This is a genomic window from Vibrio sp. VB16 (assembly GCF_015594925.2).
Lineage (GTDB): Bacteria > Pseudomonadota > Gammaproteobacteria > Enterobacterales > Vibrionaceae > Vibrio.
The window spans coordinates 3,569,360-3,583,199 of record NZ_CP087590.1 but is presented as its reverse complement, the minus strand read 5'-3'; the positions used below and the strand labels follow the sequence as shown (position 1 = coordinate 3,583,199).

Below are 13,840 nucleotides of genomic sequence, written 5' to 3'. Positions count from 1 at the left end.
CTGATAGATAATTGATTATTATTTATCAAAATAAAAGTTCTCAAATCCTAAATCTTTTAGATTTAGGTACTTGTTGTCACTTCGGTGATAACAAACCAACACACATTCAAGTGTTCTTGGAAACAGCTAACTTCGGTTAACTGTTTAATATTTGAGTCCGGCAAAATCGAAAATGTTGTCTCGCTCATTCAAATAATGAGGCAACGATAGAAACCTTGGTTACTAATACAATAACAATTCGTTGTTATTTCGCGTAAGCGAAACCCTTTGGGGTTGTATGGTTAAGTGACTAAGCGTACACGGTGGATGCCTTGGCAGTCAGAGGCGATGAAGGACGTATTAACTTGCGATAAGCGTAGATAAGGCAGTAAAAGCCACTTGAGTCTACGATTTCCGAATGGGGAAACCCACTAGCATAAGCTAGTATTATTAACTGAATACATAGGTTAATAAGGCAAACCCGGGGAACTGAAACATCTAAGTACCCGGAGGAGTAGAAATCAACCGAGATTCCGAAAGTAGCGGCGAGCGAAATTGGATTAGCCCTTAAGCTTTTAATGATGCAGGTGAAGATTCTGGAAAGTATCGCGATACAAGGTGATAGCCCTGTAACCGACACGTCATTTTAAGTGAAAACGAGTAAGGCGGGACACGTGATATCCTGTTTGAATATGGGGGGACCATCCTCCAAGGCTAAATACTACTGACTGACCGATAGTGAACCAGTACCGTGAGGGAAAGGCGAAAAGAACCCCTGTGAGGGGAGTGAAATAGAACCTGAAACCGTGTACGTACAAGCAGTAGGAGCAGGCATTGCGTCCTGTGACTGCGTACCTTTTGTATAATGGGTCAGCGACTTATATTTAGTAGCAAGGTTAACCGTATAGGGGAGCCGTAGGGAAACCGAGTCTTAACTGGGCGTCGAGTTGCTAGGTATAGACCCGAAACCAGGTGATCTAGCCATGGGCAGGTTGAAGGTTGAGTAACATCAACTGGAGGACCGAACCGACTAATGTTGAAAAATTAGCGGATGACTTGTGGCTAGGGGTGAAAGGCCAATCAAACCTGGAGATAGCTGGTTCTCCCCGAAAGCTATTTAGGTAGCGCCTCGGACGAATACTACTGGGGGTAGAGCACTGTTAAGGCTAGGGGGTCATCCCGACTTACCAACCCTTTGCAAACTCCGAATACCAGTAAGTAATATCCGGGAGACACACGGCGGGTGCTAACGTCCGTCGTGGAGAGGGAAACAACCCAGACCGCCAGCTAAGGTCCCAAAGTATAGCTAAGTGGGAAACGATGTGGGAAGGCTCAGACAGCCAGGATGTTGGCTTAGAAGCAGCCATCATTTAAAGAAAGCGTAATAGCTCACTGGTCGAGTCGGCCTGCGCGGAAGATGTAACGGGGCTAAGCTATACACCGAAGCTGCGGCAACATAATTTATTATGTTGGGTAGGGGAGCGTTCTGTAAGCCGTTGAAGGTGGACTGTAAGGTCTGCTGGAGGTATCAGAAGTGCGAATGCTGACATGAGTAACGATAATGGGAGTGAAAAACTCCCACGCCGGAAGACCAAGGGTTCCTGTCCAACGTTAATCGGGGCAGGGTAAGTCGACCCCTAAGGCGAGGCCGAAAGGCGTAGTCGATGGGAAACGGGTTAATATTCCCGTACTTCTTATAATTGCGATGGGGGGACGGAGAAGGCTAGGTGAGCCTGGCGATGGTAGTCCAGGTTCAAGGGTGTAGGCTAATTTCTTAGGTAAATCCGGGAAATTGTTAGGCTGAGACCCGATGTCGAGTCACTACGGTGATGAAGTCATTGATGCCATGCTTCCAGGAAAAGCCTCTAAGCTTCAGATTATAAGAAATCGTACCCCAAACCGACACAGGTGGTCGGGTAGAGAATACCAAGGCGCTTGAGAGAACTCGGGTGAAGGAACTAGGCAAAATGGTACCGTAACTTCGGGAGAAGGTACGCTCTTGACGGTGAAATCCCTTGCGGATGGAGCTATCGGGAGTCGCAGATACCAGGTGGCTGCAACTGTTTATTAAAAACACAGCACTGTGCAAAATCGTAAGATGACGTATACGGTGTGACGCCTGCCCGGTGCCGGAAGGTTAATTGATGGGGTTAGTCTTCGGACGAAGCTCTTGATCGAAGCCCCGGTAAACGGCGGCCGTAACTATAACGGTCCTAAGGTAGCGAAATTCCTTGTCGGGTAAGTTCCGACCTGCACGAATGGCGTAATGATGGCCACGCTGTCTCCACCCGAGACTCAGTGAAATTGAAATCGCTGTGAAGATGCAGTGTACCCGCGGCTAGACGGAAAGACCCCGTGAACCTTTACTACAGCTTGGCACTGAACATTGACCCTACATGTGTAGGATAGGTGGGAGACTTTGAAACTTCGTCGCTAGATGGAGTGGAGTCGACCTTGAAATACCACCCTTGTATGCTTGATGTTCTAACGTAGGCCCCTTATCGGGGTTGCGGACAGTGCCTGGTGGGTAGTTTGACTGGGGCGGTCTCCTCCCAAAGAGTAACGGAGGAGCACGAAGGTGGGCTAAACACGGTTGGACATCGTGTGGTTAGTGCAATGGCATAAGCCCGCTTGACTGCGAGAATGACAATTCGAGCAGGTGCGAAAGCAGGTCATAGTGATCCGGTGGTTCTGAATGGAAGGGCCATCGCTCAACGGATAAAAGGTACTCCGGGGATAACAGGCTGATACCGCCCAAGAGTTCATATCGACGGCGGTGTTTGGCACCTCGATGTCGGCTCATCACATCCTGGGGCTGAAGTCGGTCCCAAGGGTATGGCTGTTCGCCATTTAAAGTGGTACGCGAGCTGGGTTTAGAACGTCGTGAGACAGTTCGGTCCCTATCTGCCGTGGGCGTTGGAAGATTGAAAGGGGCTGCTCCTAGTACGAGAGGACCGGAGTGGACGAACCACTGGTGTTCGGGTTGTCATGCCAATGGCATTGCCCGGTAGCTAAGTTCGGAATCGATAAGCGCTGAAAGCATCTAAGCGCGAAGCGAGCCTTGAGATGAGTCTTCCCTGGCACTTTACGTGTCCTAAAGGGTTGTTCGAGACTAGAACGTTGATAGGCAGGGTGTGTAAGCGTTGTGAGGCGTTGAGCTAACCTGTACTAATTGCCCGTGAGGCTTAACCATACAACACCCAAGGGGTTTTGTGGACTCAATGTAAGAACATTGAATGTGTGTGAACTTTTATTTAGGTCAGTAATCCAGATTATTAAAGTTTTCTAAGTTATTAGGAAGCTTTACCAAATTTGCTTGGCGACCATAGCGTTGTGGACCCACCTGATTCCATGCCGAACTCAGAAGTGAAACGCAATAGCGCCGATGGTAGTGTGGGGTCTCCCCATGTGAGAGTAGGACATCGCCAGGCTTTAATATCGTTTTATCTTTTTTAGGAAAGATAAGGCAAAAACAATCAAAGCTAAGTTTTATAAGACTTCGATTGTCGTAAGAATACCATGTGGAGTGGTAGTTCAGTTGGTTAGAATACCGGCCTGTCACGCCGGGGGTCGCGGGTTCGAGTCCCGTCCACTCCGCCAGTTCTTACAAAAAAAGTTCAGAAGCCTCAGCAGAAATGCTGAGGCTTTTTTGCGTTTATAGAAGAAAGGAATACCCTGTGGTGTGGCCGCTCAGTTGGTTGCTTTTTGTTAGGGGAAGCCGGCCTGTCACGCCAGGGGGCGCGTGGTTGTAAACGGAAAGGGAGTCCCGTCCACTCCGCCAGTTCTTACAAGAAAAGTTTAGAAGCCTCAACAGAAATGCTGAGGCTTTTTTGAGTTTTAAGCTTATACCAATTAAAGTAAAAATATGATCTAATTGAGGCTACCTGAAACAAACTTATTATCACTATGAAAAGCCTCAATAATATCGACTTCAAAAAGCTTGCTAGTCAGCAAAAATCTATGCAGATGAAAATGCGTTTTTTGGCCTTGGCACACTTCAAAGACGGAGCTTCTAGAACCCAAATTGCAAAATCTCTTAAAGTGAGTAGAACCAGCGTGAATAAATGGGTTCAAATCTTTCTAGAAAAAGGTATCGATGGTTTCCAAGAAAAACCACGAACTGGAAGACCAGCATTTTTGACTCTGGCTCAACGTGAGCAACTCAGCCAATACATCAAAACAGAAGCTGAAAACTCATCAGGTGGTCGACTGACTGGCAGTGATATACACGCTTACATAATTAATAATTTCGATAAGCACTATCACCCAAACTCCATCTACTATCTGCTCGAGCATATGGGCTTTTCTTGGATAACGTCACGCTCAAAACACCCTAAACAATCGCCACAAGCTCAGGACGATTTTAAAAAAATTCAAAATTGAAACGATCCTCAAGATCCCTGGTCACATAAGGCTTGAGCACGTTGATGTTTGGTTTCAGGATGAAGCCAGATTCGGCCAGCAAAACACGACAACACGACTTTGGGCAGAACGAGGAACTCGGCCTCGAGTTGTGAAACAACAGCAATTTGAATACGCCTATCTGTTTGGTTCCGTTTGTCCCGCAAGAGGTATAGGTGAGGCAATGGTCGTCCCTTGGGTCAATAAAGATATTATGATTGAACACTTGAAACAGATATCTGAAATGACCCAAATTGGGCGTCATGCAGTGGTGATAATGGATGGTGCAGGATGGCATACCGAAGATATCGTTAACCAATTCGATAATGTCAGTATCATCAAACTTCCACCATATTCCCCGGAGTTGAATCCTATCGAGCAAGTTTGGAGTTGGCTACGACAACATTACCTCGCCAACCAAAGTTTTGAGCACTATGACGATATAGTTTCTCAAATATGCACCGCATGGAATGGCTTTTTAGAAAGCTCAAAGAGAGTCACGGAAATGTGTTCTAGAAGCTGGATAGACCTGACCAGTTAATTTTCCGGAATGGTATTAGTAAGAATCGGCTCGCTTTTTCAGAGTATCGATATCGCTTCCATGGAACAGACATCAATGGGAAGGAGATCCATTGCTAAATGTACAGGGATGTCTAGAGCGGACGGCGGAATGACATCCATATCAGTCATAAATGTATAACTCGCCAGTAGAATGGCTGGATAGTGGTCGCTTTGTTGGTTAGCTTTTGTTGAAGAGGGAGCGCGTGCGGCCTCTAGAAACTCGAATCAGTAAAACCCCGATTAACCTTCCATAAGAGTCTAAAGTATGTGTAGTGAGCGTTCTAACGCTTATCAATGGCGATAATTTATTAACGGTAACTTCTAACAGCGAAGCCTAAAATTAGGTGACCTCAGATCAAAATTTTAAAATCCAGATTTAGAAAGTACTCAAGCGAATGGAGTGTTTAAGTAGTGAATCCAAGATAATCTTAGAAGCAAACCAACCAAGTAGTGCCTGCATGTGATTATATACAGTTAAAGTTACGCCTGTAACATTTCAAATCTAATGATTTGGTTGGCATAACTATACTGATTATGCATTATTTTTATTGGTTAATTTATAGCTAAATCTATAGAATATCGTCAAGTTTCTTTTCTTTGGTTAATTATGAGTCAGTTTACAATCTTAGGTTTTATTGCGATAGGGGGAGCGTTTGGTGCGTGCTCTCGATATTTGATCTCCGAGCTTTGCGTTATGTTGATGGGTAGGGGCTTTCCGTATGGAACATTAACCGTAAACGTTGTGGGTTCTTTCATTATGGGTTTGCTTATTGCCGCTTTTGAGACTGAGTTATTGGCTCAGGTTCCATGGAGACAGGTTATTGGTCTTGGCTTTTTAGGTGCCCTAACAACATTTTCTACTTTTTCGATGGATAACGTTTTATTGCTGCAGCAGGGTGCCTTTTTTAAGATGGGACTCAATATATTACTTAATGTAATTCTAAGTATTTCCGCTGCATGGTTAGGTTTTCAGCTTCTGACTCGTACTTAGATTGAGTCATTATTCTGGCAAATAGACATTACTGTGGGAAGATTTTTGTCTAAGAGGATATTAGATAAACCAAAGTAATGATCTGTGTGTCGTCCATTAATTTGATAGCCGTTAAAACACGTTGGCAATATCTGTTTTGAGGTGCCTGTGTTTATCGGTGTTCTAATATCAAAAACCTACTCGATACTCTCTTATGTTTCACGTGAAACAAAAATGATAGCAACTCTATAATTCCATTAATGAGATTGTACTTTTCAAACTATGCAATAGGGCTACTTTCCAACTGACCAGAAACTACTTGTTATTTTTTCAATATGGTAAATAGTTTCGATATTCGCTCGCCAATAAAAGGTTTTGTCGGAGAGTCGATGTTGGAGTAGCTCAATAAATGTTGTGAGCTATTTTAGAGAAGGTAATAAAATTTACCAGAGTTTGTGTTGAATAATTAATAGTAGATACTGATCTGAAATTTGGATGGTCAGAGGCTTTTTCTCTGGGTTTATATTTAGCGGAGTACTGAATTGGAGCGACGAGATTTTTCTTTCTCTAATGTTTTCTCGTTAATTTACACTTCCTATGAGGTCTCCAAGTCATCTAATGGGACTTTTCGAGTTACCGCAATTGAAGCTTCGAATTATTCGATTTTAAGAAACGAAAAATAGTCGGAATGAGTATGGTTGGATTTAATCGACACTAGTTCAATTACGGCTTTGAGGTTCAGTATTTCAATCGAACATTGTACGTAAGCGATTAATGGTGAGATTGTCTTGATAGGTTTCACGTGAAACATGCAGCGTTTAGGCTGCATGTTATCTTTCAATTAAGAATGACTTAATGGCGAGGTGGCATTGTCTAGCCATAGACCAATTTTGCTGTCTACGAGTGGTGCTAAGACTGTGCGTACCTTTTTATGATAAGCGTTTAACCACCGTAATTCAGGCTTAGTCAAAAGATTAACGTCTATGCATCTTAGGTCGATAGGGCAGAGCGTTAATTCCTGAAAGCCCAGTCCAGAAAAGTCCCCGTTCGTGACCTTTGAAACAATAAGTTCTAAGTTCTCGATACGTATACCGAAACTATTTGCTCGGTAATAGCCGGGTTCATTCGAAACAACCATTCCCGGCAACAAGGCGACGGTATTCGGCCTCTTAGATATACTCTGTGGTCCTTCATGAACACTTAAGAAATGACCGACACCGTGACCGGTTCCGTGGTCAAAATCAAAACCATTAGCCCACAAATGTTGCCTTGCCAATACATCTATCTGGCTCCCCGTTGTGCCATGAGGGAAGATAGCTGTTGCGATCCCAATATGACCTTTTAACACGAGGGTAAATAGTGTCTTCATTTCAACTGTTGGTGTACCAATAGCTACTGTTCGTGTTATGTCCGTTGTGCCGTTAGGATACTGACCTCCAGAGTCAACTAAGTAGAGTGAGTCCAGTGTTAGGCTCCCTGGAATCGCTTGATCGTTATGATTATAATGACACATAGCAGCATTAGAACCAGTAGCCGAAATAGTGTCGAAGCTAAGGTCTACCAATTCATCATGCTCTTCTCTGAAGTTTTGTAATCGGTCTGACAAATAGGCTTCATTATGTAGTCTCCCAGATTCAACTTCGGCATCGAGCCAATTCAAGAATTTTACCATTGCCACCCCATCAACGATGTGGCTCGAAATCATCCCTTCAATCTCGGTGGAATTCTTAACTGCTTTGAGTAATAAACAAGGATCAGCCTCATCTATCATATTGACTGAAAAGCGATCCATCTGGAGCTTGAACCAAGCGCTACTAGAGGTGGGGTCAAACAATACACTTTTACCACTTAGATTCTCTAAGTGTCGAGTGAGTTGCTTCGGATGCACAATGGTAACGTCACCGCCTACATGCGTACCAAAGTTAGAGGAAACACGTTCATGCTCTATAAAGAAATCAACACTAGCATCAGAATAAATAATGGCGTGTGACAACAGGACTGGCAGTCGAGACACATCCAAACCTCGTATGTTCAAGAGCCAACAGATGGTATCTAATCGAGTAAGGACTGCCGCATCGGCCTTCTTGTCGGATAGTATTTCAGCTATAGATTCTCGTTTCGACAAACTGTCTTGTCCTACAATATCTTTGCCCATAAGGCGCATATTAGTTAGGCTTGCACCTGGACGGTCATTCCAACAATCGTCGACAGGATTGACTGATGTTTCTATTAGTCGAATTTCGGTATCTAGTAGATCGCCAATATTATTAAGCCATGACGCTGGATGCATTCGAGGATCATAAGCGACGGTTGTAACGGAATTCTTGTGGGCATTTAGCCACTGCCAGTAGGGCGCTTCAGTTAGATGATGATATTCAAATAAATCACTAGGTACTTGGTTTTTGACCTGAACGGTATATCGACCATCTACGAATATGGCTGCGTTGTCCCTAGTGACAACCGCTGCGCCAGCGGAACCAGTAAATCCGGTCGCCCAATGTAATCGTTCATTATGCGCGGGAATATACTCCCCTAAGAACTCATCCTCATGAGGAATGATAATTGCGTCATAATTATGGGTGGTAAGCCACGTACGTAAGGATTCTATCCTTTGCGATATTGTAGTGTTCATTATCATTCCTTTTAATGTAAAGATGTCGAACGTTTGAGAATCGAACTGTCACCAGAACGCCATAGCGGTTGCATCGTGTACCATTATCTTAGATGTCGAGTTTTTTCGATGATAAGGTTTTTTAACCAGTTCAACGCAGGGTCATTCTCCCTCTCCACACTCCAAAAAAGCGTGTATGCCATAGGAGGAAAGTCCAAAGGGAGAGGCACTAATGTTAGATCATAATGATTCGCTACGAGTTTAGTAAAATAGCTTGGTGCAGTAAATATAAAGTCACTATAAGTACAAAGTGCGGAAGCACTATTAAAGTCTGGGACGGTGATAGCAATATCACGTTCGCAACCCAGTTCGGCCAACTTGTAGTCCAACAACCATCGATCACTCCCGTCACAACGTACTTGGATATGTCTAAGCTCTAGGTAGCGATCTAACGTCCACTCCTTATCCAATATGGGATGATTTTTTCGAACGACGCACATTTGCCTATCGCGGTATATTTCGGTCTCAGAGATATATTTAGGCGTTGGCGTCGTTAGCGCGGCGTGAGTCATGTCTATATCTCTACCCGTTATTCCTATATCCAATTCACCGTTACGTATATTTTGAAATGTTTCATCTCTCCAATTGTGAGAACTTATGGTGATGTGGGGGGCATTACTGAAAAGAGCCGGCAAAAAGTGTGGAAGAATGAGCGGATAAGCGCTTTCAACTAAAGCGATATTGAATTTGATCCGAGAAGAATCAGGGGCAAAAATATCTGGTTGGTTAATAAGTTCTAATTGATGTATTAAACGGTCTAACTTGGGGTGTAAATTAAGAGCCCTTGGTGTTGGTTTTAGACCATGCGATGTCCTTACGAAAAGAGGGTCTTCAAATTGAATGCGTAATTTTGCAAGCGACTTACTCACCGCTGACTGACTGACATACAAACGGTTTGCTGCTCTTGTGACGTTAAGTTCTTCAAATAGAACTTTAAGGCAAACTAGAAGGTTTAAATCTGTTCGAGACAAATTCTCTAGGTTCATTGTGAAATTCCAAGCAGGAATAGTTGTAATGATTATAAGCCATTTGAGTTCATATCAGTAGCTCTATATTATGCGAGTCCACGATATGATATGGCAAGTGATCACAATGAATAATCAAACGACGGATAAGTTTCAAATGGCATTATTAGTCATGTTGGTTCTGTTTAGCCCTTTAGCTATCGATATCTATCTACCGGCACTACCTCTAATCTCCGAAACGTTCCACGTGGAACATGCGTTGGCGCAGGACACTGTGACCTGGTTTTTATTCTCTATGGGTGTTGGGCAACTATTCGCTGGCCCTTTAGCTGATAAATATGGTCGCAAGAAAATAGCGTTGACTGGAATAATGATATACGGCATGAGTGCTTACTTAGCTTGGTTAGCGAGTAGCATTGAACTCTTACTTATTGCTAGATTATTACAAGGTTTTGGAGCATGCGCGACAGCCGTTGCAGCTTTTGCGACCGTTAGGGACATGTTTGGTGCTGAAAGAAGTGGCAGAATGATTAGCTATCTGAATGGTGCAATATGCTTTATTCCCGCACTCGCTCCTATACTAGGCAGTTATATTACTCAGCAATTTGGCTGGCGTAGTAACTTCTCTTTTATGGCCGTATTTGCTCTTGTAGTGGGTAGTCTTATATTACTTGGAATGAAAGAGACGAATCCTATTCAAGAAAATCAAAAGGTATTTAAGTTAGAGCGATATTTAAGTGTAGTTTCAAATCCAAACTTCTTGTTTCATGCGTCACTTTGCATGCTCTCAATGGGGGTAATCCTTGCGTATGTTACATCAGCACCAATTGTACTGATGGAGCAAATGGGGCTGAGTATGAACGCGTTTACGTTTTGGTTTGGTGTCAATGCTGTGGTGAATATTCTCGCTGCCTTTATGGCGCCTAGGCTAATGGACAGCAAAGGAACACATAGTGCACTAATCATTGGTATTGTGACCATGCTTCTTGGTGGTATATTAATGCTGCTATTGCCGAGTCACCAGTACCCGTGGGCGTTTATGTTGCCAATTTTCTTATCGTCTGTCGGTTTCGCACTTGTATTAGGAATCTCAGCAGGAAAAGCTTTGGCTCCATTTGGCGATAGAGCGGGCACCGCTGCTGCATTGGTTGGATTGTTTCAAATGAGTGGTGCAGGTATTGTTGTTGGAACGGTACAAAGACTGGGTCTAGATGCTCAGAATGGGATCGCATTACAGATGTTTTTCATTGCGCCTGCTTTAATTATCTTATTTAGCAAGCGTGGAAGATTGTGGCATCAACCTTGTCGTTAATATAATTCCAACAATTAATAGAATGTTTGTTTTCCAAGCAAAGAATACAGTGTATATTCAGAGTGCACACCGTGCCTATCTACTATTAACCGTTGGAAATATATACATCTAATGTCATTAACGACTTATGAAATGGCTCGCATATTAGAGCAACTAGAAGAATCGCCAGAAAAAATAATGTTTGGCAAATTGCTCAACGAGTTAGGTAATCAAAGTGAAGAACGAATTCGAAGCGCAGCTAAACAAGTGCCACTTTATATACTGCGAGATATCGTTTATCAATTTCAAAGAGTAATCGAATCACGAAAAGGAGAGCAGGTTGAACTTATGGCTAAGGAACTAGCCGAGCAAGGGATTTCTGCAGAAGAGTTACAAAAATTCTTAGATAAATAGGCTCCTATTTTAGATAAGAGCCTATTTATTTTAATTCAGGTAGTATTTTTTGATCTGATATTAAAGACTTTAGATTTAACTAAATAATCTATTGAGAATGCGCCTGCACCCCAAACAATATTTATTAATATCATCAAACCCCATAACTGGTGGTCATAAAATCCTTTCTCCCAAAGTAATGGGTATGAGGCCACGGCTATGATGTTGAATCCGAACAACGCCACGGCCATCGGTCTAGTTAATATCCCTAATGCGATAAATATTGGTAACGCCAATTCTGCGGCTGTCCCCAAATATGCAGCAATTTCCCACGGTAAGAATGGAACGATGTACTCGTATTCAAATAAATAGAGCGTGCTATCCCATGTGGCTATCTTCGTAAGCCCTGAGTTAAAAAAGACCCACGCAACCCACAGCCGACAAAAAAGCAAAAGAAAAGGGATAAAAATCTGTTGAAATTGTTCGGATGCGGACTGATATTTTGTAAATAATTTTTGAATTAGAACTGGCATATTATCCCCTGACTATATATGTGCCTGAAAACCGATAAATAAGTTTAAAGATATTAATTTTTGTAGATGCACGATTAAGTCCTGATTGATTTTACCAAGTGGTGTCTTGGCATTAACTTGCTCAAGAAGTGATATTTCATCATTATTAAGTGCTACAACTAATAATTCATCTTTATTTAAAACTAATACAATGCCGCTTTCTGGTTGGTTTATTTCCAAATTAACGAAATCATTATTTTTGATCGCTTTTCGGATGGAAAAAACAGCATAATTAGAGGTGACTAAATTGAGTGCTGGATTTAAGAATAAACATATATCGGATTGTTGTTCTGCACTGAACGTTTGAAGTCTATCAAAGGCATAAAGGTTTGGTGTTGGAGTAGGTTGGTTATACGTTTGGTTGCTATCATCGATTGCCCATTCTAAGGCTGCTATATCTGCCAAATAAGGCACGGTTGCAACAACCAGTTCTACAGATTTTATGGTTTCTGAAAAACCATCACCATAACCAGCAACGTTTCCTTCTTGCAGAGGGTAGGAAAGGATATGCTTTCGAGCAAGGCCATCGAAGCATTCTTGTCCTACTAGGCTTAAAACAATCGGATAGGTCGAACATAAAACTTCACTAAGACTGATAATAAAATTATTTCGATATATCTGTAAGCGCTCGTCAGAGGAGAAGTGATTACTACAAATATCACAATCCTCGCCGTTCGCTTTATAGTGAAGTGCTTTTGAAAAGTTCCTTTGAAGTTCTGATAACGATAACGTCATGATACCTTCCGTATCTGGTTCCCCAAAGAATGCAAATAGCGGCTAGCAATTTCAGCCTGAGCTAACAAAACGCTCGGTTCGGGTATATCCAAGTCCCACTCTATAAGAGTGTGCCTTGAACCATGCTTCGTTATCCAATTAGAGAAAAGTGCCCAAACTTCATCACTCACAGGTCGGCTGTGTGTGTCTATCCAGACTTCGCCTTTCTCAGTGCTTTTTTTCGTGAATCCAGCTAAATGGATCTCCTTTACCGTATCTGCATCGATACCTTCTAGGTACGTCTCGCTAGAAAAACCGTGGTTAAATGAAGATACATGTATATTGTTGAAATCAAGCAGTAGCTGGCAATCAGTGCGTTTTTGTACTTCAGACAAAAATACCCACTCATCAATAGTCGAATGGTTAAAGCTTAAATAACTAGAAGGGTTCTCGACCAATATTGGCTGCTTTAGATAATCTTGAACGGTTAAGACATTTCGACAAAACACACGAAGTGCTTCTTCAGTGTAAGGCAATGGAAGTAGATCATTGAAATAATGTCCTCCATTCTCACTCCAGCTTAGGTGATCGGAAACAAAGATAGGATCGATATCGTCAATCAAAGCTTTAAGCTTTGCCATGTGGCCTTCGTTTACCGGCGCGACAGATCCAAGAGACAGGCCAATACCATGACAGCTAATATTGTAATGTTCACGTAAAACCTGAAGGTCATTTCGTTGTTGAGAGCGGCTAGCAAAATAATTTTCGCTATGAATTTCTAACCAGCTAAGTTCTGGTGTACTTTCTTTAAAAAAGTCGATGTGTGGCGTTCGAAGACCAACCCCAACTTGGTGATGTAAATCAGATAGCATAATAGAGCCCTTTGACTTTCTTTTACCTAAAGCAATCAATTAAATCGGGAAAGATTATTAGATTGCTCTAGAGAAAAGATTAACTAGATGAAGTACTGCCACCTGCTAGACGATCACAAAGGCCAGCTGGTACCATGATGAAGGCATCTTTCTGGGCATCTTCTTTTGAAGTACCTGCACAAGAGCTGTTTTTCGTTGCGCAATCATTTTTTCCTGCTTTAGCTACCCCAAAGCATTTCTCTTTATCTGCAGCAACGGCATGGGTAGTAGTTAGTGTTGTTGCACCAATTGCTAGAAGGCTGGTAACGACTGCCGTAACGGCTAGATTAGACTTTTTCATAATAATTTCCTTTGAACTTATTCCATAGTTTAGTAAGGCAGAGTTAATATTGTTATTGTTGAGCCATTCATTAACTTGCTTATTGAATAGGAGCTGTTCTTTTGATGAAAA

At 42.5% G+C, this 13,840-nt stretch carries 10 protein-coding genes, 1 tRNA gene and 2 rRNA genes; 7 read left to right on the top strand and 6 right to left on the bottom strand.

Annotated elements, in window-relative coordinates; all coding sequences use genetic code 11:
* Nucleotides 1-279 precede the first annotated feature (279 nt).
* From IUZ65_RS16355 to crcB, 5 genes are all read left to right on the top strand, one after another.
* Nucleotides 280-3,172: ribosomal RNA gene (locus IUZ65_RS16355) — 23S ribosomal RNA — on the top strand.
* Between the two features lie 122 nt (nucleotides 3,173-3,294).
* A 5S ribosomal RNA gene (gene rrf / locus IUZ65_RS16350) occupies nucleotides 3,295-3,410 on the top strand.
* Nucleotides 3,411-3,502: 92 nt separating this feature from the next.
* Nucleotides 3,503-3,579: transfer RNA gene (locus IUZ65_RS16345), tRNA-Asp, on the top strand.
* Nucleotides 3,580-3,885: 306 nt separating this feature from the next.
* Nucleotides 3,886-4,921 (top strand): IS630 family transposase gene (locus IUZ65_RS16340; RefSeq protein ID WP_195704632.1). Its coding sequence is split into 2 segments (ribosomal slippage): nucleotides 3,886-4,344 and nucleotides 4,346-4,921, totalling 1,035 coding nucleotides; the frame shifts between segments, so codons are not numbered across the junction.
* A gap of 627 nt (nucleotides 4,922-5,548) precedes the next feature.
* Nucleotides 5,549-5,932, top strand: a complete 384-nt coding sequence (gene crcB, locus IUZ65_RS16335) for a fluoride efflux transporter CrcB (protein ID WP_195704699.1) — start codon at nucleotides 5,549-5,551, stop codon at nucleotides 5,930-5,932.
* Between the two features lie 820 nt (nucleotides 5,933-6,752).
* On the opposite strand, the gene IUZ65_RS16330 is transcribed toward crcB, so the two are convergent.
* Entirely contained in the window at nucleotides 6,753-8,543 is a 1,791-nt protein-coding gene (locus IUZ65_RS16330) for an aminopeptidase P family protein (RefSeq protein ID WP_195704698.1), read from the bottom strand.
* A gap of 83 nt (nucleotides 8,544-8,626) precedes the next feature.
* Complete coding sequence (locus IUZ65_RS16325; protein WP_195704697.1) at nucleotides 8,627-9,568, bottom strand: LysR substrate-binding domain-containing protein; 942 nt, start codon at nucleotides 9,566-9,568, stop codon at nucleotides 8,627-8,629.
* A 106-nt stretch (nucleotides 9,569-9,674) separates the two neighbouring features.
* Between IUZ65_RS16325 and IUZ65_RS16320 the strand changes: the two genes are divergently transcribed.
* Nucleotides 9,675-10,859 (top strand): multidrug effflux MFS transporter, encoded by a 1,185-nt coding sequence (locus IUZ65_RS16320; protein ID WP_195704696.1) that lies wholly within the window; start codon nucleotides 9,675-9,677, stop codon nucleotides 10,857-10,859.
* A gap of 111 nt (nucleotides 10,860-10,970) precedes the next feature.
* Nucleotides 10,971-11,252, top strand: a complete 282-nt coding sequence (gene tsrA, locus IUZ65_RS16315) for an H-NS-like global regulator TsrA (RefSeq protein ID WP_195704695.1) — start codon at nucleotides 10,971-10,973, stop codon at nucleotides 11,250-11,252.
* 35 nt (nucleotides 11,253-11,287) lie between these two features.
* On the opposite strand, the gene IUZ65_RS16310 is transcribed toward tsrA, so the two are convergent.
* The 4 genes from IUZ65_RS16310 to IUZ65_RS16295 all read right to left on the bottom strand — a co-directional run bounded on the left by IUZ65_RS16310 (nucleotide 11,288) and on the right by IUZ65_RS16295 (nucleotide 13,729).
* Nucleotides 11,288-11,764: a DoxX family protein gene (locus IUZ65_RS16310; RefSeq protein ID WP_195704694.1), complete on the bottom strand. Its 477-nt coding sequence runs from the start codon at nucleotides 11,762-11,764 to the stop codon at nucleotides 11,288-11,290.
* 12 nt (nucleotides 11,765-11,776) lie between these two features.
* Entirely contained in the window at nucleotides 11,777-12,538 is a 762-nt protein-coding gene (locus IUZ65_RS16305) for an HvfC/BufC N-terminal domain-containing protein (protein WP_195704693.1), read from the bottom strand.
* Nucleotides 12,535-13,389 (bottom strand): MNIO family bufferin maturase, encoded by an 855-nt coding sequence (gene bufB, locus IUZ65_RS16300; protein WP_195704692.1) that lies wholly within the window; start codon nucleotides 13,387-13,389, stop codon nucleotides 12,535-12,537. Before bufB ends, IUZ65_RS16305 begins: the two co-directional genes overlap by 4 nt.
* Before the next feature lie 79 nt (nucleotides 13,390-13,468).
* The gene (locus IUZ65_RS16295) at nucleotides 13,469-13,729 is read right to left on the bottom strand and encodes a BufA1 family periplasmic bufferin-type metallophore (RefSeq protein ID WP_195704691.1); all 261 of its coding nucleotides are present in this window, start codon (nucleotides 13,727-13,729) and stop codon (nucleotides 13,469-13,471) included.
* Between the last annotated feature and the right edge of the window lie 111 nt (nucleotides 13,730-13,840).